Raw genomic sequence first — 23,250 nt, 5'->3', positions numbered from 1 at the left:
AAGGTAATAACATGACCGGTATGAGTAATGTAACGAAACTGGCGGGCGAGCCATCAGGGCAGGAATTCCTGGTATTCACTTTAGGCGATGAGGAGTACGGCATCGATATCCTGAAAGTGCAGGAAATCCGTGGTTACGACCAGGTTACCCGCATCGCTAACACGCCTGCGTTTATTAAAGGTGTCACTAACCTGCGTGGCGTCATTGTGCCAATCGTGGACCTGCGCGTGAAGTTCAGCCAGGGCGACGTTGACTACGACGACAACACCGTGGTGATCGTTCTGAATCTGGGGCAGCGCGTGGTAGGTATCGTGGTGGATGGCGTCTCTGATGTGCTTTCCCTGACCTCTGACCAAATTCGTCCTGCACCGGAGTTTGCGGTCACGCTGTCGACCGAATATCTGACCGGACTGGGCGCGCTCGGCGAGCGTATGCTGATTCTGGTGAATATTGAGAAGCTGCTGAACAGCGATGAGATGGCGCTGCTGGACATCGCCGCGAGTCACGTCGCGTAAGTAAATGCAAAACGGCAACCGAGGTTGCCGTTTTTTGTATTTGCTCCCTCATCCTGTGGGTGAGGGCATCAGGCCTCACCCTTTTTTTCACCTTACGCTTCCTGCTTTACCAGTTCAGCTTCAGCGTCCGCTTCCCGCGCACCTTCATTCTGCGACAGCATCGCGGTCGCAATACCATTCCCCAGAACGTTAATTGCGGAACGGCCCATATCCAGGAAGTGGTCGATCCCCATGAGGAGCAGAATACCCGCCACCGGAATATTAAAGCTCGGAATGGTTGCTGCCAGCACCACCAGGGAAGAACGCGGTACGCCTGCAATCCCTTTCGACGCCAGCATCAGAGTCAGCATCAGCACCGTCACTTCAGAGAAGCTCAGGTGAATGTTGTATGCCTGCGCGATAAACATCGAGGCGAATGAGCAGTACACCATCGAACCTACCAGGTTGAAGGAGTAGCCAATCGGCAGAACGAAAGAGGCGATGTTGCGCGAGCAGCCAAAGCGCTCCAGCTGTTCCAGCGTTTTAGGATAGGCGGCTTCAGAGCTGCTGGTGGTAAACGCCACCAGAACAGGGTCTTTCAGCATGCTGACCAGGCGAAACACCTCTTTTTTCAGCACCATGTAACCCACGGCCAGCAGCACCATGCAGGTAAGAAGAATGGCAACATAGTAGCCACCAATAAACGAGGCGTAGTTCAGCAGAATGCCCAGACCCTGCGTGGCAATGACGGAGGAAATCGCCGCGAAAATGGCCAGCGGCGCAACGTACATCACATAACCCGTGACCTTCAGCATGATATGGGAAACCACATCCAGCGCGGCCACCAGCGGGGCGTTGAATTTCTGTCCCAGCGACGCGCCGCCAATGCCGAAGAACATCGAGAACACCACAATCTGCAGGATCTCATTGTTTGACATCGCCCCTGCGATACTGGTTGGAATGGTGTGCGACAGGAACGCTTTCAGCGTCATGCCTCCAACGGCCAGACCGGTATCTACCGCCTCGGTAGGGATCGTCAGGTTCAGACCGCTCCCCGGATGCTCCAGCGTGACGATAAACAGTCCGACCAGAATAGAGAGCACGGATGAGCTGATAAACCACACCATCGCTTTACCGCCGACGCGGCCAATGGTGGAAGTTTCGCCCAGCTTCATAATGCCAACGGTGAGCGTACTAAAGACCAACGGTGCAATGACCATTTTGATCAGACGGAGGAAAATATCGGTCAGAAGGGTAATATTATCCGACCAGGCTTTGATGGCATCCGCAGATGCATACTCATGAATTGCTGCCCCTGAAAGAATACCCGCCAGCATGAATATCACGATGAAGAGTGTGAGTTTGTTTGCACTTGCCACGAAAAAAGACCCTCTATGCGCTTCAGATGTAGCCCGCGTCGATACATATAAATTTTTTATTACGACGCAGGAAATTATTCGGCACATAAATTGACGCAAAGTGTAGGGGGATACAACTCCTTTTTAAGTTTTATTAATTTTGTTGTTAATGTGCAGACGATATATTGTGATCGTCGTCACACTTTAATGGATATATTCTCCTCAGATATAATAAAATCGCTGCCTGTTTAAATTTAACTATCTGTTATTTATAGGGAAAATTAGTCAATAAGACATATGGCTTATGCGCTGTATGGCAGGTGGTCGAAGCGATATCCGTAAACTAAATTCTCAATAACCCCCCTCAGAGGAACATTAAGCGGGGCTAACATCTTGAACGACAAAAATAAAACGTGGCAAGGGAACGGAGACGTCTTCTGGAGGGTGGTAAATGAAAAGAAAACTCCTTTTGATCTGCGCAGGCACCTTACTGACTGCGACAACGGTCCATCAGGCGCTGGCCGTCACCAGCAGCGGCACCATCGGGGCGACGCTGACGCTCACGAATGGTTGTCTGATAAACGGATCGCCCACGCAAAACGGCATTAACTTCGGGACACTGGATTTCGGCACCCATCCCGCAACGTTTTCCACTCTGACCACGCAGCTAACCGGCGCCAGCGGCGGAAACACCTTCACCATTCAATGTACAACCGCCAGCTATACGGTGGCGATCACCGGCAACACCAACTCTACCGCCCCCGGCACCGTTGTCGGCACCCCGGGAACACCTGCGCGCTATCTGGTTAACACCGCCAACGCGGCTCAGGGTGTGGCATACAGCCTGTACAGCGACAGCGGGTTTAACAGCGTGATTGCCAATAATGCCGCGCTGCCGATCGCCTCAACGGCCGGAGGGGTGGACAGTTACACCCTCTACGGACGGATTACCGGCGGCGGTAACAGCGTGACGGTCGTCCCGGGCACCTACACCGACACGATAAACGTCAGCGTAACCTATTAGTCCTGCACCGCCATGAAGGCAACTCTTACTGGTCTGCGCAATCGCGCAGAGGGAATCGTGCAGCCTTTTTTCGCGCTGATCGCCGGATTGCTCATGATGCCCGCAGCGGATGCGGTGACATCCCAGTCCTTTAAGGTCAGCGCGACGATTGTTCCAGGGTGCGCGGTGGCCACCGGTAGCGGAGGGCTTCTCGGTACGCTGGATTTTGGCAGCCATAACGGCGTCGAGAGCGCGCCGGTCAGCACCAGCTTTGTGCCAAACGGGGCGTTGTCTATCGCCTGTACGCCGGGCGTGTCGCTGAGCATGAGCATTAATGGCGGGCAGAATTATTCATCCGTTCGCCGCATGAAGCGGTCCGGTGGAACAGAGCTGGTGCCATACCGGCTCTACAGCAGCAGCTCGCTGGCCGCAAACAGTGAAATTGGCGTCAACCAGGCGATACCGGTGACCTATACCAACAGCAATAACATCGCGCTACCGCTTTTTGGCGTAGCGCTACTGACCGGGTTTAGCCCGGCGGGAACCTATTCCGATCAGCTCACCGTGACCTTGTCATGGTAATAAAGGGAGAGTGTTGATGAAGCCATTTTTCAGACCCGTTTGTCTGGCGGGCGCGTTGGGAATGGCGGTTGCCGGCCAGGCGCAGGCGGCAGCCACCATTCTGCTCTGGCCTATCGACCCGTGGCTTGCAGCGGACGCCAACGCCACTGAACTGTGGATCCAGAACCAGGGAAACAGCGCCACGACGATGCAGGTCCGCATCGTGCGCTGGAAGCAGGAGGACGGACACGAGCGATATACCTCGCAGCAGGACGTGGTCGCCAGCCCGCCCATCGTCACGATTGGCACAGGCAGCAAGCAGCTTATTCGCCTTATCAAACAGGCTGCGGTTCCCGCGGGCGTCGAACAGGCTTACCGCATTATCGTGGATGAAATCCCCCAGCCTGATGCAAAAGCCGAACCCGCCATCGGCCTCAAATTGCAGATGCGTTACTCCATCCCTCTGTTCGTGTATGGACAGGGGATCCGAACCATGAAAGAGGGCGCGCATCACGCGCTGGCGGAACCCCAAAACCTGAGCTGGCGTGTGACGCGCGCGGAGGGGCAGCCTGTGCTGGAGGTCAGAAATCGGGGGGATGTCCATGTCAGGCTGAGCCAGGTGACGCTGGAGCAGGGAGGGCAGAAACGCACGGTAGCGGAAGGACTACTGGGTTACGTCCTCCCGGGCAGCACCCGCAGCTGGCCCATACCCGCTGGCGTTCGTCAGCCAGAGCGGATGAGCGCACAGATTAATGCCAGGGACGCACAATGGCAGTCGACGCCCGTCAACTGAAGCCGGCGATGATGATACTGCTTTGCGTCAGTTCCGCGACCCTGGCCGAGCCCGGCGACGACAGTTTGCCGCCGCCTCCGCAGGCGCAGACGATAAATGATGAAGCGGTTTTCCAGCTTGCCCTCGTGCTGAACCACTACGATACCGGTCTGGTCGTGCCCGTAACGCAGCGTAAAGGCGCTTTCTTTATCTCAAGCGCCGATTTGCTGCGCGCGGGGCTGCCCCCGGCGCATGTTCCTACCGGAGAGGTGAATCTCTCCTCGCTTGCTCAGGTTCGGGTCGAGTATGACAGCGCCGCGCAGCGCCTGCTGCTGACCGTGCCCCGTGACTGGGTGACGGCCCGCGTGACGTCTTTTAGCGGGCAAACGGCGCAGGCCAAACCGCACTTTGGCCGCGGGGCGCTGCTGAATTACGATCTCTACACTAACCACGCGGAGCATATCGGCGGTCAGGCGTCGCTCTGGCATGAGTTCCGCTACTTCAACGAGAACGGCTCGTTTTCCTCCACCGGTTACGCGCGGGAAAATTTCACCGGTAATGACGGCCAGCAGGAAGGGTATGTCCGCTATGATACGACCCTGCTGTTCACTCACGAAGATGACGCGATGAGCTGGAGCGTCGGGGACGTGATCAGCGATGCCCTGAGCTGGAGCTCCAGCGTGCGGATGGGGGGCGTAAGCGTAGGGCGGGATTTCTCCCTGCGACCTGACCTGGTGACGTGGCCGCTGCCCGAGTTCGCAGGGGAAGCCGCGGTACCTACCTCGGTCGATCTTTTTATCAACGGCTATCGCTCCGGTTCGACCCAGCTTCAGCCCGGCCCCTTCACCCTGACTAATTTACCCTATATCAACGGCGCCGGGGATGCGGTTCTGGTCACAACGGATGCGCTGGGACGCCAGGTCAGCACCACGCTCCCGTTTTACGTCACCAGCGACTTGCTTAAAAAAGGGCTGAGCGACGGCGCCGTGACGTTCGGCAGCCTGCGGCGTAATTACGGTATCAAGAATTTTGACTACGGCTCGGCGGCAGGCAGCGGCTCGTATCGCTACGGGGTGACGGACTGGCTAACGCTGGAAGGGCATGCAGAAGGGGCGCAGGAGCTGGCGCTGGGTGGCGCGGGAACGGTAATAAAACTCGGCCAGTTTGGCGTGGTAAATACCTCTTACTCGCAGAGCCGCATGCGCGGGGATGCGGGCGGGCAAATCAACTGGGGTTACCAGTACAGTACCAGCGAATTTAGCGTCGCCACTCAACACACGCGCCGTGACCGCGGCTTTGGCAATCTGGCCCTCTACGACCAGCCGACGGTGTATGACGAGAACAATAAACCCATCGCCAGCTTCAGCCGCAATACGGACCAGTATTCTCTGACCTTCAACCTGGGACAGTACGGCAACATCGGCGCGGCCTGGATCGGCGTGGAGAGTTTTGACAGTCAGAAAACCGAGCTGCTCAATCTCTCCTGGAGCCGCAACCTGTGGGGGGCGAGCAGCATTTACCTGGCCGGCAGCCGGGACCAGCAGCGGGGAGACTGGACGGTCGCGCTGTCGCTGCAGGTGCCGCTGGGGGCACGCGACAGCGCTGCCGTCACCGTTGAAAATACCCCGGATGCCGGCAGTACCCAGCGCATTAACTACAACCACTCTATGCCTTCTGACGGCGGTTTCAGCTGGAACATGGCCTGGGCCAACCAGTCAAGATCCAGCGATTATCAACAGGCTACGCTGGGCTGGCGCAATAACAACATAGAGCTGCAGGGCGGCGGCTATGGCGAAAGGGACACCATGACCTGGTGGGGCGAGGCGATGGGCGCAATTGTGCTGATGGACGGCGAGCTGTTTGCAGCGAATAAGATCAACGATGCATTTGTGGTTATCAGTACCGACGGCCACCCGGATGTGCCCGTCAGCTATGAGAACCAGCCCGTCGGTAAAACCAATAATAATGGCTACCTGCTGATCAGCGGGGTGTCGGCGTATTATCCGGCAAGCTACCGGATTGATACCCTGAATCTGCCGGCGGATACCCGTCTGAAAGAGACCGAACGGCGGATAGCGATCCGCCGCCACAGCGGCTATCTGGTCGATTTCCCGATGGAGCAGGAGCGGGTGGCAAGCGTCATTTTGCATGATGCGCGCGGCCAGGCGCTGCCGGTGGGAAGCCTGGTCCGACGCGTCTCGCGCAGCAATGCGGTGGTGGGGTATGACGGCATCGCATGGCTGGAAAACCTCAGCGATGTGAACCCGCTCGAGGTGATCGCACCTGACGGAAAACGCTGCAAGGCCACCCTAACCGTGGGGGCCAATCCGGAGCACAAGCTAAAAACCTACGGGCCGCTGATTTGTCGGGAGGAGCCATGACGCGCCTGCTGCTGTTGATCCTGCTGCTTTTCTCCGGCGGCGGCTGGGCGGCGTGTACCGTCAGTACGGTTAATGCGTCGTTTGGCAGCGTCACTTCGTTCTCGCTCAGCGGAACCGGGGAAGTTCAAACCACCGGCACGCTGGTGGTGGCCTGCGATGCCGTGTTGAATCTGCTGACCAGCGACTCGGTAACGCTGACCTACACCGCGGCATCGGTTTCGGGCAACAGTCGGGCCACCATGAAACGCACGGATAATGCGGCCATCACCGACGTGATCCCCACCCGGCTGTGCGGGCTATCGGGGTGCGCGAGCAGCAGCGAGGTACAGATAAGTAAATCATATACCTGGAGCGGGAATACCCTTCTGGGGTTGCTGGGGTCAAAGCAGTACAACATTCCACTTTATTTCCGCACCGTCGCCGGGCAAAACGTGACTGCCGGGCCATATCAGGTGCAGTTATCCTTCAGCGTTAACTACAGCGTCTGCTCCGTGGGCGCGCTCGGCCTTTGCTCAATCAATCAGACGGGTACCGCGACAACCACCATCCTGTTAGATATGACCGTCACCAACGACTGCAGCGCCATGACCACGCCAGATGTGAACTTCAACAGCGCGCCGCTGGTGCAAAGTTTCCCTACCGTCTCGCAGGCGATTGCCGTCACCTGTACCAAAGGCAGTACGTATACCATCGGCATTAATAACGGTGCCAACGCGCTGAACAACGTGCGGCGCATGGTGAGCGGCAGTAACGCCATGAGCTACGACATCTATAAGGAAGCCACCGGTAACCGCTGGGGCGGCAGCGGCAGCGAGCGCTGGTCCAGCGCGACGTCGTCGCAGGTAAGTGCCGACGGTTTACTGCGCACCTACAACTACACCGCGAAAGTCCTGACCAGTCAGGCCACGCCTCCTGCCGGAACCTACACCGACACGCTGATTGTCGACGTGGCGTTTTAACCCCGCGCTTTTCCCTTTCGCAAATGTAAAGTTCCTGTGAGCTGTGCCGATAACACCGTTAATAAATCTATGAGAAGGTGTTGTATGTTGAACCGTATCCGCGTTGTCACAATGCTCATGATGGTGCTGGTCATTTTCGCACTTCTTCAGCTCATCTCCGGCGGGCTTTTTTTCTCGTCATTAAAACAGAACCAGGACAGCTTCGCGGCCTCGAACGATCTCCGCCTGCAGCAGAGTGAACTCACGTCGACGTGGGATCTGATGCTGCAAACGCGTATCAACCTGAGCCGCTCGTCCGCGCGCATGATGATGGACCCTAACAATCAGCAGAGCAGCGCGAAAACCGATCTGTTGAAAAATGCCCGTGCCACCCTTGCTGACGCCGCGAAACATTACGACGCCTTCAAAAAGATCGCCCCGCAGCCTGCTATGGAGCAGGTGAGCCAGAATATCGATGAAAAATACAATGCCTACCATACCGGTCTGACAGAGCTCATTCAGTTCCTGGAGAGCGGAAATATGGACGCCTATTTCGCGCAGCCGACGCAGGGGATGCAAAACGCACTCGGCGCGGCGCTGGGGGAATACGCGAAGGCCAGTGGCGATCTCTATCACTCGGCCTTTACGGCAAGTCAGAATGACTACCGCTTTGCGAAATGGCAGATGGCCGTAATGGCGCTGGCGCTGGTCATCGTGCTGGTCGCGGTCTGGTACGGCATTCGCCATATTCTGCTGAATCCTCTTGGGCGCGTCATTGCCCACATTCGTGAAATTGCCGGAGGCGATCTGACTAAAACGCTGACCGTTTCCGGGCGCAATGAGATCACCGAGCTGGCAAACAGCGTTGACCATATGCAGCGTTCGTTAATCGAAACCGTCGCCAACGTGCGTAACGGGTCGGAGGCTATCTACACCGGCACCAGCGAAATTGCGATGGGGAATAACGATCTCTCATCCCGTACCGAACAGCAGGCTTCCGCCCTGGAAGAGACGGCCGCCAGCATGGAGCAGCTCACCGCGACCGTGAAGCAGAACGCCGATAACGCTCGCCAGGCGTCTCAGCTGGCAGAAAGCGCCTCCGAGACGGCGCAGCGCGGCGGACGCGTGGTGGATGGCGTGGTGAAAACCATGCACGAAATCGCCGATAGCTCGAAGAAAATCGCCGACATCATCAGCGTTATCGACGGCATTGCCTTCCAGACCAACATTCTGGCGCTGAACGCCGCCGTGGAAGCGGCGCGAGCGGGCGAACAGGGGCGCGGGTTTGCCGTGGTGGCCGGGGAAGTGCGCAACCTGGCCAGCCGCAGCGCCAACGCGGCAAAAGAGATCAAGTCGCTGATTGAAGACTCTGTCTCCCGCGTGGATACCGGCTCCGTGCTGGTGGAAAGCGCCGGGGAGACCATGAATGACATCGTGAATGCCGTTACCCGCGTGACGGACATCATGGGGGAAATCGCCTCTGCGTCTGATGAGCAGAGCCGTGGTATCGACCAGGTTGCCCTGGCGGTATCGGAAATGGATCGCGTGACACAGCAAAACGCCGCGCTGGTGCAGGAGTCCGCTGCGGCGGCCGCTGCCCTGGAAGACCAGGCGAGCCGTCTGAAGATGGCCGTCTCGGCGTTTCGTCTCGCTTCACTCGCTGGAAACACGGTCACCCCGCAGGCGACGTACCGCGCGCCAGTCGCTGAACAGGCTGCACTCCGTACGCGTACCGCGACGACCGGACAAGATGAAAACTGGGAAACATTTTGACTGACAATTAAACCGCGGCTGCTTGCCGCTTGATGGGAGCGTGGATGTTAAATCGTATTCGTATCTCGACCACACTGTTTTTGATTCTGATCCTTTGCGGTGTGTTGCAGGTTGGCAGTAACGGGTTGTCTTTTTGGGCGTTTCGCGATGGCTATCAGAATTTGCAGGAAGTTGAGGCGAGTAATCAGCAGCGCTCCGCACTGGCACAAACGCGTGCCGTGCTGTTGCAGGCAAGCACTGCGCTGAACAAGGCGGGAACCTTAACCGCGCTGAGCTATCCGCCGGATGACATTAAAGCGCTGATGGCCACCGCGCGCGACAGCCTGAAACAGGCTGACGCACAGTTTAAAGCCTTTACGGCGCAGGCCGCCGACAGCGAGAAAGAGAAAGCGCTGAAGGCCGCCATGAAGACGAACTTTGAGCAGTGGTACAGCGATCTGGACCACCAGGCGACGTGGCTTGAGAACAACCAGCTGTCGGACTTTATGACCGCACCGGTCCAGGCGTCTCAGGCAGCGTTTGACGGCAGCTTTAACGCCTGGCAGCAGGATATTAACCAGTCTGTACAGCGTGCCGGTGACCAGAGCCGTCAAAGCTATCACATGTCGGGCGTCATCTTCGCCGTGGTGGTGATTCTGGCAGGGTTGCTGACCGGCGGGGCGCTGCTCTGGTCGCGCAGAATGATTGTGCAGCCGCTGGCGATTATCAGCAGCCACTTCGACAGTATTGCAAAAGGCGACCTGGCGCGTCCTGTGGCGGTGTTCGGTAAAAACGAAATTTCGGCGATCTTTGCCAGCCTGAAGGCGATGCAGGGATCGCTGCGGGAAACGGTGAGCGACGTGCGGCAGGGCAGCTATGCCATGCACACCGGGATCTCAGAGATTGCGGCAGGTAACAACGATCTCTCATCCCGCACAGAGCAGCAGGCGGCCTCGCTGGCGCAGACGGCGGCCAGCATGGAGCAGCTGACGGCGACGGTAAGCCAGAACGCCGATAACGCGCGTCAGGCGTCTGACCTGTCAAAACAGGCGGCGATGACGGCGAAGAAAGGCGGTGACCAGGCGTCCCATGTCGCCAGCACCATGCAGGAGATCGCCACCAGTTCACAGAAAATTGGTGACATCATCAGCGTGATTGACGGTATTGCATTCCAGACCAACATTCTGGCGCTGAATGCCGCTGTGGAAGCGGCGCGTGCCGGGGAGCAGGGGCGCGGGTTTGCGGTGGTGGCGGGTGAAGTGCGTAACCTGGCGAGCCGCAGCGCCAACGCGGCGAAAGAAATCAAGGTCCTGATCGAAGAGTCGGTCTCGCGCGTTCAGCAGGGCTCAACGCTTGTGGATACGGCGGCGAAAACCATGCACGAGATCGTCACCTCCGTGACGCGGGTTAACGACATTATGGGCGAAATTGCCTCGGCGTCGGATGAACAGCGTCGCGGCATTGAGCAGGTAGCCCAGGCGGTCAGCCAGATGGATCAGGTGACGCAACAGAACGCCTCGTTAGTTGAGGAAGCGGCAGCGGCAACCGATCAGCTGGCCAGCCAGGCGGATCGTCTGACCGGACTGGTCGCGGTATTTAATGTGAAAGAGCACGTTGAAGCAGTAACAGAAGTCGGGCGGTCGCAGGCCGTGCCAGTTGTATCCTGAATGTAATTAAGAAGGCGCTATGACATCACCAATGCCCCCTGGGCAAACGTCATTATTGTTGCAGATGACACAGCGCCTCGCGCTGTCCGACGCGCATTTTCGTCGGATATGTCAATTAATCTACCAGCGTGCGGGGATCGTGCTTGCGGATCATAAGCGGGACATGGTCTACAACCGTCTGGTGCGGCGCTTGCGTACGCTGGGGCTGGATGATTTTGGCCGCTATCTGAGCATGCTCGAGGCGAACCAGAACAGCGCCGAGTGGCAGGCTTTTATTAACTCGTTAACCACCAACCTGACGGCGTTTTTCCGTGAAGCTCACCACTTCCCGGTTCTGGCCGAGCATGCGCGCCGTCGCACCGGGGAGTATCGCGTCTGGAGTGCGGCCGCCTCGACGGGTGAAGAGCCGTACTCGCTGGCGATCACCCTTGCCGATACGCTGGGAATGGCGCCGGGACGCTGGAAGGTCTACGCCAGCGATATCGATACTGAAGTGCTGGAGAAGGCGCGTAACGGCGTTTATCGCCAGGATGAACTGAAAACGCTGTCGCCGCAGCAGCTGCAGCGTTATTTCATGCGCGGGACGGGCCCGCATGAAGGCCTGGTGCGCGTACGCCAGGAGCTGGCGAACTGCGTCGAATTCGCGCCCGTTAACCTGCTGGATAAGCAGTACAACGTGCCGGGGCCGTTCGACGCCATTTTTTGCCGTAACGTCATGATCTATTTTGATAAAACGACGCAACAGGACATTCTGCGTCGGTTTGTTCCGTTGCTCAAGCCTGACGGTTTACTGTTTGCCGGGCACTCGGAAAACTTCAGCAACCTCGTGCGTGAGTTTAGCCTGCGTGGGCAAACGGTATATGCGCTGAGTAAGGAAAAAGCATGAGTAAAATCAGGGTGTTGTCTGTCGATGATTCAGCGCTGATGCGTCAGATCATGACTGAAATTATCAATAGCCACAGCGACATGGAGATGGTGGCAACCGCGCCCGATCCGCTAGTAGCGCGGGATTTAATTAAAAAATATAACCCCGATGTGCTAACGCTGGATGTCGAGATGCCGCGCATGGATGGCATCGATTTCCTCGAAAAATTAATGCGGCTGCGGCCTATGCCGGTGGTGATGGTCTCCTCCCTGACCGGGAAAGGATCGGAAATCACCCTGCGCGCGCTGGAGCTGGGGGCGGTGGATTTTGTCACCAAGCCGCAGCTCGGCATTCGCGAAGGGATGCTGGCCTACAGCGAGATGATCGCCGAGAAGATCCGCACCGCGTCGCGTGCGAAGCTTGCCGCCCACACGCCGATGGCCGCGCCGGCGACCCTGAAGGCCGGTCCATTACTCAGCTCGGAAAAACTGCTGGTCATTGGGGCGTCAACCGGAGGAACAGAGGCAATTCGTCATGTACTCCAGCCATTGCCGCTTTCAAGTCCGGGTATTCTGATCACTCAGCATATGCCGCCTGGGTTTACCCGTTCGTTCGCCGAACGCCTGAACAAGCTGTGCCAGATCAGCGTGAAAGAGGCGGAAGACGGCGAGCGCGTGCTCCCGGGGCATGCCTATATAGCGCCGGGCGACAAGCATATGGAGCTGGCGCGCAGCGGCGCTAACTATCAAATCAAAATTCATGACGGACCGCCGGTCAACCGGCACCGTCCGTCGGTGGATGTGCTGTTTCATTCGGTGGCGAAACATGCGGGGCGCAACGCCGTTGGGGTGATCCTGACGGGGATGGGCAACGACGGTGCCGCCGGAATGCTTGCAATGCACCAGGCTGGCGCCTGGACGATTGCGCAGAATGAAGCAAGTTGTGTGGTGTTCGGCATGCCGCGCGAGGCCATCAATATGGGTGGCGTGAGCGAAGTGGTCGATCTTAGCCAGGTAAGCCAGCAGATGCTGGCGAAAATCAGTGCCGGACAGGCAATACGTATTTGACTCAGGAGTATTATTTTATGGCGGATAAAGAGCTTAAGTTTTTGGTTGTGGATGACTTTTCCACCATGCGTCGCATCGTACGCAACCTGCTGAAAGAGCTGGGCTTCAACAACGTTGAAGAAGCAGAAGATGGCGTTGATGCGCTGAACAAACTGCAGGCTGGCGGGTTTGGGTTTGTTATCTCCGACTGGAACATGCCAAACATGGACGGTCTGGAACTGCTGAAAACCATTCGTGCCGATGCGGGAATGGCCTCTATGCCGGTTCTGATGGTCACTGCAGAAGCGAAAAAAGAGAACATCATTGCCGCTGCACAGGCGGGCGCAAGCGGCTATGTGGTGAAGCCATTCACCGCGGCAACCCTGGAAGAGAAGCTCGGTAAGATCTTCGAGAAACTCGGCATGTGAGGTGATGGAAATGTTGCAACCTGCTATGAAACCCGTTGAAGAACACTCGCCGAGCGATATCATCGTCCGCATCGGCAGCCTGACGCGCATGCTGCGTGACAGCCTGCGCGAGCTGGGTCTGGATCAGGCAATTGCCGAAGCGGCGGAAGCGATTCCTGATGCCCGCGATCGTCTGGACTATGTCGTGCAGATGACCGCTCAGGCCGCGGAACGTGCGCTGAACAGCGTTGAAGCATCACAGCCGCACCAGGATGCGATGGAAAAGGGGGCGAAAGCCCTGAGCAAACGCTGGGACGAGTGGTTTGAAAATCCTATCGAGCTGGCTGATGCCCGCGAGCTGGTGACGGATACTCGTCAGTACCTGGGCGATGTGCCGGGCCACACCAGCTTCACCAACGCCCAGCTGCTGGACATCATGATGGCGCAGGATTTCCAGGACCTGACCGGTCAGGTCATCAAGCGCATGATGGATGTTATCCAGGAGATTGAGCGTCAGCTGCTGATGGTTCTGCTGGAGAACATTCCGGAACCTGCAGCCCGTCCAAAACGTGAGAACGAAAGCCTGCTCAATGGTCCACAGCTCGACGCCACCAAGGCAGGCGTTGTGGCAAGCCAGGATCAGGTAGACGACCTGCTGGACAGCCTCGGCTTCTGATTGTTCTGATTACCCTCAGGCTGCGGCGTCAACCTGAGGGTATTTCGATTAGCGAAGATCCATCTTCACTGTCACGTTACCTTCAAAATGGCCCGGGGCAGGGGGGACATTAGTCGTGCCAACCGGCGCGGCCTGAATTTTGACCACTCCGTTTCCCTGCTCGTCCATTGTCACCGGAAACTCATAGGTACCATCCAGCGCGACGTTTTGACTGTTTTCATCATATACACGGACCCCGAGATCGTCCCTTTCCAGAAGTTTTGCAATATACGGCGTACTGCTATCCGCCACGCCCTGATCTGCTGTGAGCGTAAGTTTTATCCGATCCGTGTTTCCCACTGCGTTATCATCACAATGATAGGCAATATCGACGTTTTTGAGGGCATATCGTTTTGGCGGTTGCCCCTTGCTGACGAATTGCTTGCTGACAATGCCGCCGAACTCAACCTCAATGGTGCTGCCTGCGTTGATGGTGCAGCTTAGCGGCGCAGAAAGCGTGCCGCTAAACCAGATATCAGAAACCTGGTCTGCCAGCCCGGGATCGCAGCTTCCCCCCGTGCCGAAATAAAGACAGGCATAGTTTTGCGCGACAATCATCGAAGGGATCACCTCCTGACCCAGGATGGGTTTTTTAATGTGAAGCATAATAGCAACGACGTTCCAGCGGAAATTACGCTTTATTGCAGCGGCGTTGCTGGGCTGGGTGCTACTACTGCAAACGTTGGCATCTCCTTCCGTTTTGGCGAGTGCACTCTCGGTAGTGCTACGCATATTACCTCGGGTCGTCGGGTATTCATTGATAGCTAACGGGGTCAAAGAATTGCCGTCCGGAGAGTTGATTGCGTCAGCGTAGGCGGTGATATCGGCATCGATCTTTTCGGTCAAATAGCCGTAACCGTTTGTACCCGGACTCAGAGGGCTCCCGGCAAACGTTTTTTCATAGACCATGCTCGAAGAAAACATATTTCCGGGACAGTCGCAGTTGGCAACTATCACCGGGCCATTGCCGACCAGATGATTTGGCACATCATAGTCATGATTGGCAATATTTTCGCTGGACGAAAACTCATGATCGAACGAAGTGGTGTAGGTTTGCGGTGCACCGAAGCAGTTATGAAGTATAGTCACGGCACCCCTGCACGGGCTGGCTGTGGTTAGGCTCAATGCCGTGGCCAGGGAAGCCCAGACGGCCTGTTTTTTGAATATAGTTCTCATGTCCTTATTCCTGCTGACAAAGCTCGCTAACCGAGCGAATACCGTTAGGGCTTTCGGTTTGGTTAGTTGACTGTTGCGTAATGCTGGCGCGGCACTGTTGCCCTGTGCCGTTGCCCCATTTCACGGTGAGCTGTGCGGTCTCTCCAAGGCCTGCCAGATAGACGGTGCCGGTATCATCGACGATGCCGCTCATCACCGGGGCGCTACTGGTCGCGATAGCGCCGAACGGAACGGGGAGGCCGTTTGGACGCTTCAGGGTGACCAGCATCCTGTAGCCTGTGTGTGCGTCAAATCTGGCCAGCACCGCCGCGTTGCGCGAGGGAATCACGGTGATGGCGGTATCACTGCTGTCCACATTTTCCGGCAGGCTCGAGGTATCAATACGAATATTGTTCTCCTGATACGGAGTGAGCGATGGAATGACTGCGTTACCCTGCCAGTCGGTCTTAATACCACGCTGGTTCAGGAAACGGACGTCGGGCGCGTTGTTGGCGTTCACGATAGCAAACTGGCTGCCTAAAGGTTGAGTCAGCGTGACGCCCTGTGGATGGGCAACAATACCGCCGCTAATGCCATAGTTAAGCTGCTGAGTGTCATCGGTGGAGGTGTAATAGCCTGCGGTCAGGTTCGCGTATTGCGAGTGGTAGCTGCCATAGACGCTGCTGATATCATCCCCGTCGTGGTTGGAATGGCTCTGCTGTAACGAGTAGCTCAAACGCTCGTCGTCGAGCAGCGTGCCGCTGAGGCCCACGTTTTGCCGCGTATAGCCATTTTTAGTATTGCTGATGTTATAGCTACTCCAGGCGCGTGGTAGCCATCTGGCGAGAGGAATGCTAAATCCCAAAGAGACCATCCTGTCAGGCTCTTCGTCGTTGGTTTTGCTGTACGTATAGGCCATGTGATAACTCGTGCCGGCAACGACGGTATTAAATCCAACCGACAGGCTGCGCTCTTTTTTAGATGTGCCCCAATAATCCTGCTGATAACCGTTAAGATACAGACTCGCCCCAGCAACGCTTTGGCTGACGCTGCCCTGAATGCGGTTGCGTTTATTGTAACGAAACAGCAGATCGTCTTCGTGGCCTTCACGCTTTTGGTTGGCGTCAGCGAAGCTGTAATATCCGCGGCTGCTGTATCGGTAGCTGCCGAGGCTGAAGTTGGTATCGGTCGAATCCAGTTTACCGGTATAAAGCAAACGCCATGACTGGCCGGCATGCTGGCTCTTATCGTCTAGCCGGGTGTCGGCCATGGTAACGTCAGCCGACAGTGAGCCCAGCGGTCCGAGTGCCAGACCGGTACCTGTATTGGCTGCGTTATAGTCTTTCGAGAGCGTCAGCCCCCCAAACCAGGTGAGAAGATTATTTAAGCCGTAAATCATACTTCCCTGGAAGAAGTCGGGCTCCTTTTGGTCGCTCCCGCTTTCAGCACGATAACGGCCTGCCGTAATTTCGTACTTCATACGCCCAGGCCGCAGCATAACCGCGATACTGGAATAGGGCTGCGTAAAGTGATGCTCGGTGCCGTCAGCCTCTTTCACCGTAACGTCCAGATCGCCGCTGTTGGTAGTGGAGTAGAGATCGTTGATCTCGAACGCTCCCGGCGCGACATTTTGCTGATAGATGAGATAGCCATTCTGGCGCACCGAGACTTCCGCATTTGAACTGGCGTTGCCGCGTATGACAGGGGCATAGCCGCGTTGGCTATAGGGAAGCATCTCTTCATCCGACGCAAGGTTGACGCCTCGGTACTGTAAGCTATCAAATACATCGCCCCGCGTGTTGCTTTCTCCGGCTGTGAACTGCGCCTTGAGGGCGTCAACGTCATGCTGCAGGAAGGTATTGATGTTTTCCCACAGGTTTTCATTATCCGAATTGCTCCACGTTGAATAGTTGCGCGCTCTCCAGCCACCCAGGTTGGCGCCGGTGCGCAAATTCAGATACTGATTGGTGGCGCTACCGTCGCCGCTGTCCTTATTTATTGATCCTGAAAAAGCATAGTCACTGAACAACACAGGGACACCATCGTCCCAGCGCGAGGGATCGATGTAATCGCGACCGGTACCACTTAGCGCGGCCTGAGGAATACTCAACGCTAATGTCATGGTGGAAAAATCAAGCCGCGCAGAGGCCTGGGGGATATAGTTGCCTATATCTTTAGGCAAAGCCTTATTGGCGGGTAATGTAAGCAAGGCGGGATAACGGTCAATAGCAATCCCCCATGTCCGCAGCATATCCGGGGTGAGCTGCGGTATCAGTGCCCCTTCCGAGGAGCTGACGTAAGCGATATTGGTGTTGCTCAGGCGGCGCTCGTTCACCTGCACTCGTGAAGAATAGGTGCCGGGTAGCTGAGCATTCGACTTTGAAAAGAGTGAAAGGTCGATATCCTGCCGGGCCAGCATATTCCCTTCAAGCGATGAGGGAGAAAAACGATACTCACGGGCCAGCGTCGAGACGCTTGCGAAGAGCAAAATACCGCCAAGGCAGCGAAGAAGCGGATTCGTTCTGAAGAGCCGCACGTATGACAAATCATTACGTCCTGTCATCATCGCCGTCTTTTAATCCTGCGCCAGGGTGGAGGTGTGTTTTTCGGAAGCGTTCCCGTAATCGGTTATACAGCGCCAGGTGACGCTAGTACTCTGTGCATTGGCAGGGAGAGGAATCTCAACGCGGGATTTAGGGGCAACCATGTCGGCCTTCTCCACTTTGTGCGTGCCCAAAGCAAGTGAATCAAAGACGCTGTAGAACGTCCCCGCATTGATAACAGTGAGCTGCTGACCATGACGAGCAAAGCGCAGGTTTTTGCAGGATTCAGAGGGGGTACCGCTGAGTCCGGCAGGGCGCCAGAACAGTTTCAGACGCGTTTTATAAATTAACCGTAGGACGTTTTTGTCATCCTCATCCGATGCCGTGGCAGGAACGGTTCGCACGTTCATATAGAACAGAGACTCTTTATCCCCGGGTAAGGTTGTTCCGTTCCAGCTAATGCGCAGGCTTTGCTCTTTTTGCGGATCGAGTCGAAAGAGCGGTGGTGTCACGATAAACGGTCCGTGCGTTTTGCCATCACCCGTATCTGTCCATGACTGTATTAACCATGGAAGCTCTTTATCATTATTTTGTAAGGGCAGGGCAACTTCCTTTTTTGTGGCATCGTAGATTATGCGTGTGCGGCCTATCTGAACACCAGATGCGTTACAAACGGTGCTCGCAATAACAGGAATACATAATAAGACCTGGAGTGATATGCGCATGGTGAAACCTTTAATAAAGGAGGTTGAGAGGAATTGATAATAGTCCGAATCCGGATTCGGACTATTATCAGTTCATGACTCCTTAAATGTCATGACGGCTAAATATATATATTGTGAATATTAGTAATGCGTCTGTTAACGGTAAAGAATATTTACTGTCATATCAGCATCTGCTGGACCGGCGGTAACCGCAGCTGCAAATGATTTATAGCGGGCATTAAAATCAGCCTTAATGGTATCTGAGGATTTTGACGCCAGTTCGATGTAGACCTGCCCTTCAGCGCCGTCCATCGTAATGAGTTTATCATCTTTACCCGCCAGGCTGACGGCAACGCCGATGCCGGTGGCCGCGGTATCGCCCTTAGTGGTAATTGTACTGACGTCGAGTAATGTTTTGGCCCCGGTCAGGTTTGTTGGGCCGTTAAAGGTCAACTGTACAGCTGGCAGCCCATCGCTTTTTAACGGGCAGTTTGCAAGCGTTACGGAAAACGGCACGAGTGAGGTTTCCGTCCCAATATCAGTAAATAGTGATACAGGATAGGTACCCAATGGGACTGTACTGTCCGTGTCATTGTCACCCTCAATCGTGCAGCTTGATTCGATAATTTCACCCGTGAAGTGAATAGCGCCGGCATTCATTTCTGCGGCGAAACCATTCATCGACAGTGTTGCAAGGGTTAAGCCCGCAAAAATATTCTTTTTGAAATCCATCTTAAATGTCCCTTTAATTAAAAAGAAATATCTGGCATACATTTTGCTTTCTGGTGAAAGGTAAATTATGTCGCATGAAATTATAACATTTAAATTTCTTCTGGTAAGGGAGTCACAAAGCTAATGTTAGAGAGATTAATCCATTTTTGGATTGTCTGTAGTAATGGCTTATATACTTTTAATTGCTCTGGATTATTGGATTTACATAGCTGCATCAATCCTGCAATACCTGGTGGATAAAATCGACTGCTATGTTAATTTTCTTTCTGAATATTTTTTTGAGTAAACGTTCTTTAAATCTGAGCTTAATTCCTTTTGTGATATGAAACGCATCATAAAAGCTGCTCTCTATTTGTTCAGTCATGACTTGCCCTCTCTTCGCTCACTCAAGGCGCGTAGGGCGGTCTTAAACTGGATAAAAAGACCCGGTTATAGGGGTTTTTCAGGCCATTGATGAAAGGCGGTGCTGGCATGATACCCGTGACATAATGGGCTGAGCATGCACTGTGGCAGAAGAGAACGACGACAAAACGGAAGCCCCCACACCCCACCGACTAGAAAAGGCGCGTGAGGAAGGGCAAATCCCCCGATCCCGAGAATTGACCTCCCTGCTGATCCTTATCGTAGGCGTGTGCATTATCTGGTGGGGGGGGGAGTCGCTCGCCCGCAAGCTGGCGGGAATGCTGTCAACCGGCTTACGTTTTGACCACAGCATGGTCAACGATCCGAATCTGATCCTCAGCCAGATTATTCAGCTTATTAAAGGGGCCATGGTCGCGCTGTTGCCCCTGATTACCGGGGTGGTGCTGGTCGCGCTGGTCTCGCCGGTGATGCTCGGCGGTCTGGTTTTTAGTGCCAAATCGCTGCAGCCGAAATTTTCCAAACTGAACCCGCTGCCGGGCATTGCGAAAATGTTCTCTGCTCAGACCGGGGCCGAGCTGCTCAAAGCCATTCTCAAATCGGTGCTGATGGGCAGTTCCGCGGGGTTTTACCTCTGGTACCACTGGCCGGAAATGATGCGTCTCATCAGCGAATCGCCTCTCACCGCGATGAGCAACGCGCTGAATCTGGTCGGGCTGTGCGCACTGCTGGTGGTGCTCAGCATTATCCCGATGGTGGGTTTTGACGTGATCTTCCAGCTTTATACCCACTTCAAAAAGCTGCGCATGTCACGCCAGGACATCCGTGACGAATATAAGCAGATGGAAGGTGACCCGCACGTTAAGGGGCGTATCCGCCAGATGCAGCGTGCCGCCGCCCGTCGCCGCATGATGGAAGATGTGCCGAAGGCCGACGTCATCGTCACCAACCCGACGCACTATTCCGTTGCGCTGCGCTATGACGAAAACAAAATGAGCGCGCCGAAAGTGGTGGCGAAAGGGGCAGGGCTGATCGCGCTGCGCATCCGGGAAATTGGCACGGAACACCGCGTGCCGATCCTGGAAGCCCCTCCGCTGGCGCGTGCCCTGTACCGCCATGCGGATATTGGACAACAGATCCCAGGACAACTCTACGCCGCCGTGGCGGAAGTGCTGGCCTGGGTATGGCAGTTGAAGCGCTGGCGTCTGGCCGGCGGTCAACGGCCTGTGAAACCTGAGAACCTTCCGGTGCCTGCCGCGCTGGATTTTATGAACGAGAAGGACACTGATGGCTAATCTGGTGGCAATGTTGCGCCTGCCCGGCAACCTGAAATCGACCCAATGGCAAATCCTTGCCGGGCCGATTCTGATCCTGCTAATTCTGTCGATGATGGTACTGCCGCTCCCGGCGTTCATCCTCGATCTGCTTTTCACTTTCAATATTGCGCTGTCCATTATGGTGCTGCTGGTGGCGATGTTCACCCAGCGTACCCTGGAGTTCGCCGCGTTCCCGACCATTCTGCTGTTTACCACCCTGCTGCGGCTGGCGCTGAACGTGGCATCCACGCGTATCATTCTGATGGAAGGTCACACCGGGGCGGCAGCGGCAGGTAAAGTGGTGGAGGCGTTCGGCCACTTCCTGGTGGGCGGCAATTTCGCTATCGGTATCGTGGTGTTCGTCATCCTCGTGATCATCAACTTTATGGTCATCACCAAAGGTGCAGGGCGTATTGCGGAAGTGGGCGCGCGCTTTGTGCTCGACGGGATGCCGGGCAAGCAGATGGCGATCGACGCCGACCTGAATGCCGGTCTTATCGCCGAAGATGAAGCCAAAAAACGCCGTGCGGAGGTGACGCAGGAGGCGGACTTCTACGGCTCCATGGACGGTGCGAGTAAGTTTGTGCGCGGTGACGCCATCGCGGGCATTCTGATCATGGTGATTAACGTGGTCGGCGGCCTGCTGGTGGGCGTGCTGCAGCATGGCATGGACATGGGCCACGCGGCGGAAAGCTATACGCTGCTGACCATCGGTGACGGTCTGGTCGCGCAGATCCCGGCGCTGGTTATCTCCACTGCGGCGGGTGTGATTGTGACCCGCGTGAGCACCGATCAGGACGTTGGCGAGCAGATGGTGGGCCAGCTGTTCAGCAACCCGCGCGTGATGCTGCTGGCCGCTGCGGTTCTCGGGTTGCTCGGCCTGGTGCCGGGGATGCCAAACCTCGTCTTCCTGCTGTTTACGGCGGGGCTGCTGGGGCTTGCGTGGTGGATGCGTGGCCGTGAAACCAAACCGGCAGCGGAACCTGTTCAGGTCAAAATGCCGGAGAATACCCAGGCCGTCGAAGCGACCTGGAACGACGTTCAGCTGGAAGATTCCCTGGGAATGGAAGTCGGGTATCGCCTGATCCCGATGGTCGATTTCCAGCAGGACGGCGAGCTGCTCGGCCGTATCCGCAGTATCCGTAAAAAATTCGCGCAGGATATGGGCTTCCTGCCGCCGGTGGTACACATCCGCGACAATATGGACCTGCCGCCCGCGCGCTATCGCATCCTGATGAAAGGTGTCGAAATTGGCAGCGGTGATGCCTATCCGGGCCGCTGGCTGGCGATTAACCCCGGCACCGCCGCAGGCACGCTGCCGGGCGAGCAAACTATCGATCCGGCCTTTGGCCTGGCCGCTATCTGGATTGAAAGCGCCCTGAAAGAGCAGGCGCAGATCCAGGGGTATACGGTTGTTGAAGCCAGTACCGTGGTGGCGACCCATCTTAATCACCTGATTGGGCAATTCTCGGCGGAGCTGTTTGGCCGTCAGGAAGCGCAGCAGCTGCTGGACCGCGTCACGCAGGAGATGCCGAAGCTGACGGAAGATCTGGTCCCGGGCGTGCTGACCTTAACCACGCTGCACAAGGTGCTGCAAAACCTGCTCGACGAGAAGGTGCCGATCCGCGATATGCGCACCATTCTGGAAACCCTTGCCGAACACGCGCCGATACAAAGCGATCCGCACGAGCTGACGGCGGTGGTGCGCGTGGCGCTGGGACGCGCCATTACCCAGCAGTGGTTCCCGGGAACCGGGGAAGTGCAGGTGATCGGCCTCGATACGCCGCTTGAGCGTCTGCTGCTGCAGGCTCTGCAGGGCGGAGGCGGTCTGGAGCCGGGCCTGGCGGACCGTCTGCTGGCGCAAACGCAGGAGGCGCTGGCGCGTCAGGAGATGCTCGGCGCGCCGCCGGTGCTGCTGGTGAACCACGCGCTGCGTCCGCTGCTGTCCCGCTTCCTGCGTCGTAGCCTGAACCAGCTGGTCGTGCTGTCGAATCTGGAGCTGTCGGATAACCGTCATATCCGCATGACCGCGACGATTGGAGGAAAATAATGCGTAAATGGCTTTGGATGTTGCTCTTCCCGCTGGCGGCGCAGGCTGCCGGGGGGGGCACCTGGCAGGCGAGCAGCATGGGGGTGACCCTCAGCAATCGCGGTGTTGCTATGTCGTCTAACCCGCTGGCGCCTTCAGAAGAGGTCTCCGGTCAGATGGGCCTTGTGGTCTGGAATTACCGGCTGATTGGCCCTACGCCAGCGGGCTTGCGGGTGCGCCTCTGCTCTCAGACGCGCTGTACCGAAATCGACGGCGAAAATGGGACAACGCAGGCGTTCAACGGCGTACCGGCTATTGAACCTTTGCGTTTCATCTGGGAAGTGCCGGGTGGGGGGCGTTTGATTCCGGCGCTGAAGGTGCAAAGCAATTCCGTCATCGTGAACTATCGCTGACGGTTGGATTACCAGGACTGCAAAAACAAAACCCGGCGA

Annotated in this window: 20 protein-coding genes; 15 read left to right on the top strand and 5 right to left on the bottom strand. The window is 56.4% G+C overall.

Features of this window, described 5'->3' with window-relative positions:
- Positions 1-11: 11 nt before the first annotated feature.
- The gene (gene cheW / locus PUP35_RS13715) at positions 12-515 is read left to right on the top strand and encodes a chemotaxis protein CheW (RefSeq protein ID WP_023312262.1); all 504 of its coding nucleotides are present in this window, start codon (positions 12-14) and stop codon (positions 513-515) included.
- 92 nt (positions 516-607) lie between these two features.
- On the opposite strand, the gene PUP35_RS13710 is transcribed toward cheW, so the two are convergent.
- Positions 608-1,873 carry a dicarboxylate/amino acid:cation symporter gene (locus tag PUP35_RS13710; protein ID WP_111964836.1) on the bottom strand — a complete coding sequence of 422 codons (1,266 nt, stop codon included), beginning with the start codon at positions 1,871-1,873 and terminating at the stop codon, positions 608-610.
- Positions 1,874-2,303: 430 nt separating this feature from the next.
- On the opposite strand from PUP35_RS13710, the gene PUP35_RS13705 reads away from it, so the two are divergent.
- From PUP35_RS13705 to cheZ, 11 genes are all read left to right on the top strand, one after another.
- Positions 2,304-2,876 (top strand): Csu type fimbrial protein, encoded by a 573-nt coding sequence (locus PUP35_RS13705; protein WP_111964835.1) that lies wholly within the window; start codon positions 2,304-2,306, stop codon positions 2,874-2,876.
- Between the two features lie 12 nt (positions 2,877-2,888).
- Positions 2,889-3,437: a Csu type fimbrial protein gene (locus tag PUP35_RS13700; protein ID WP_111964834.1), complete on the top strand. Its 549-nt coding sequence runs from the start codon at positions 2,889-2,891 to the stop codon at positions 3,435-3,437.
- 16 nt (positions 3,438-3,453) lie between these two features.
- Complete coding sequence (locus tag PUP35_RS13695; protein WP_111964833.1) at positions 3,454-4,209, top strand: fimbrial biogenesis chaperone; 756 nt, start codon at positions 3,454-3,456, stop codon at positions 4,207-4,209.
- Positions 4,185-6,569: a fimbria/pilus outer membrane usher protein gene (locus tag PUP35_RS13690; protein WP_274240244.1), complete on the top strand. Its 2,385-nt coding sequence runs from the start codon at positions 4,185-4,187 to the stop codon at positions 6,567-6,569. The genes PUP35_RS13695 and PUP35_RS13690 overlap by 25 nt, the downstream gene beginning before the upstream one ends.
- Positions 6,566-7,528 carry a Csu type fimbrial protein gene (locus PUP35_RS13685; RefSeq protein ID WP_274240243.1) on the top strand — a complete coding sequence of 321 codons (963 nt, stop codon included), beginning with the start codon at positions 6,566-6,568 and terminating at the stop codon, positions 7,526-7,528. Before PUP35_RS13690 ends, PUP35_RS13685 begins: the two co-directional genes overlap by 4 nt.
- Positions 7,529-7,612: 84 nt before the next feature.
- Positions 7,613-9,280: a methyl-accepting chemotaxis protein II gene (gene tar, locus PUP35_RS13680; protein WP_274240242.1), complete on the top strand. Its 1,668-nt coding sequence runs from the start codon at positions 7,613-7,615 to the stop codon at positions 9,278-9,280.
- 44 nt (positions 9,281-9,324) lie between these two features.
- Positions 9,325-10,926 carry a methyl-accepting chemotaxis protein IV gene (gene tap / locus PUP35_RS13675; RefSeq protein WP_033145869.1) on the top strand — a complete coding sequence of 534 codons (1,602 nt, stop codon included), beginning with the start codon at positions 9,325-9,327 and terminating at the stop codon, positions 10,924-10,926.
- Positions 10,927-10,945: 19 nt separating this feature from the next.
- Entirely contained in the window at positions 10,946-11,812 is an 867-nt protein-coding gene (gene cheR, locus PUP35_RS13670) for a protein-glutamate O-methyltransferase CheR (RefSeq protein WP_008500429.1), read from the top strand.
- Positions 11,809-12,858, top strand: coding sequence for a protein-glutamate methylesterase/protein-glutamine glutaminase (locus PUP35_RS13665; protein WP_008500430.1), 1,050 nt, complete (start codon positions 11,809-11,811; stop codon positions 12,856-12,858). Before cheR ends, PUP35_RS13665 begins: the two co-directional genes overlap by 4 nt.
- Positions 12,859-12,875: 17 nt before the next feature.
- Positions 12,876-13,265, top strand: a complete 390-nt coding sequence (cheY, locus tag PUP35_RS13660; RefSeq protein ID WP_008500431.1) for a chemotaxis response regulator CheY — start codon at positions 12,876-12,878, stop codon at positions 13,263-13,265.
- Between the two features lie 10 nt (positions 13,266-13,275).
- Positions 13,276-13,920 carry a protein phosphatase CheZ gene (gene cheZ / locus PUP35_RS13655; protein WP_111964828.1) on the top strand — a complete coding sequence of 215 codons (645 nt, stop codon included), beginning with the start codon at positions 13,276-13,278 and terminating at the stop codon, positions 13,918-13,920.
- 48 nt (positions 13,921-13,968) lie between these two features.
- Here cheZ and PUP35_RS13650 read toward each other — a convergent pair whose 3' ends face one another.
- The 4 genes from PUP35_RS13650 to PUP35_RS13635 form a co-directional block, all read right to left on the bottom strand.
- Positions 13,969-15,048, bottom strand: a complete 1,080-nt coding sequence (locus tag PUP35_RS13650; RefSeq protein ID WP_274240237.1) for a fimbrial protein — start codon at positions 15,046-15,048, stop codon at positions 13,969-13,971.
- A gap of 91 nt (positions 15,049-15,139) precedes the next feature.
- On the bottom strand, positions 15,140-17,680 hold the full coding sequence (locus PUP35_RS13645) for a fimbria/pilus outer membrane usher protein (protein ID WP_274240234.1): 2,541 nt from the start codon (positions 17,678-17,680) through the stop codon (positions 15,140-15,142).
- Between the two features lie 9 nt (positions 17,681-17,689).
- Positions 17,690-18,382, bottom strand: coding sequence for a fimbrial biogenesis chaperone (locus PUP35_RS13640; RefSeq protein ID WP_271369343.1), 693 nt, complete (start codon positions 18,380-18,382; stop codon positions 17,690-17,692).
- A 135-nt stretch (positions 18,383-18,517) separates the two neighbouring features.
- Positions 18,518-19,093, bottom strand: coding sequence for a fimbrial protein (locus PUP35_RS13635; RefSeq protein ID WP_274240230.1), 576 nt, complete (start codon positions 19,091-19,093; stop codon positions 18,518-18,520).
- 506 nt (positions 19,094-19,599) lie between these two features.
- Here PUP35_RS13635 and flhB point away from each other — a divergent pair.
- The 3 genes from flhB to flhE are packed head-to-tail and all read left to right on the top strand — an operon-like array spanning position 19,600 to position 23,211.
- Positions 19,600-20,748 carry a flagellar biosynthesis protein FlhB gene (gene flhB / locus PUP35_RS13630; RefSeq protein WP_048992249.1) on the top strand — a complete coding sequence of 383 codons (1,149 nt, stop codon included), beginning with the start codon at positions 19,600-19,602 and terminating at the stop codon, positions 20,746-20,748.
- A complete protein-coding gene (gene flhA, locus PUP35_RS13625) occupies positions 20,741-22,819 on the top strand; it encodes a flagellar biosynthesis protein FlhA (protein ID WP_111964827.1) in 2,079 nt (692 codons plus the stop codon). The genes flhB and flhA overlap by 8 nt, the downstream gene beginning before the upstream one ends.
- Complete coding sequence (gene flhE, locus PUP35_RS13620) at positions 22,819-23,211, top strand: flagellar protein FlhE (RefSeq protein ID WP_111964826.1); 393 nt, start codon at positions 22,819-22,821, stop codon at positions 23,209-23,211. The genes flhA and flhE overlap by 1 nt, the downstream gene beginning before the upstream one ends.
- The last annotated feature ends 39 nt before the right edge of the window (positions 23,212-23,250 follow it).

The sequence above is a fragment of the Enterobacter sp. S-33 genome (assembly GCF_028735835.1).
Lineage (GTDB): Bacteria > Pseudomonadota > Gammaproteobacteria > Enterobacterales > Enterobacteriaceae > Enterobacter > Enterobacter vonholyi.
The sequence above is the reverse complement of the archived record's forward strand: the minus strand, read 5'-3'. Positions and strand labels throughout refer to the sequence as shown.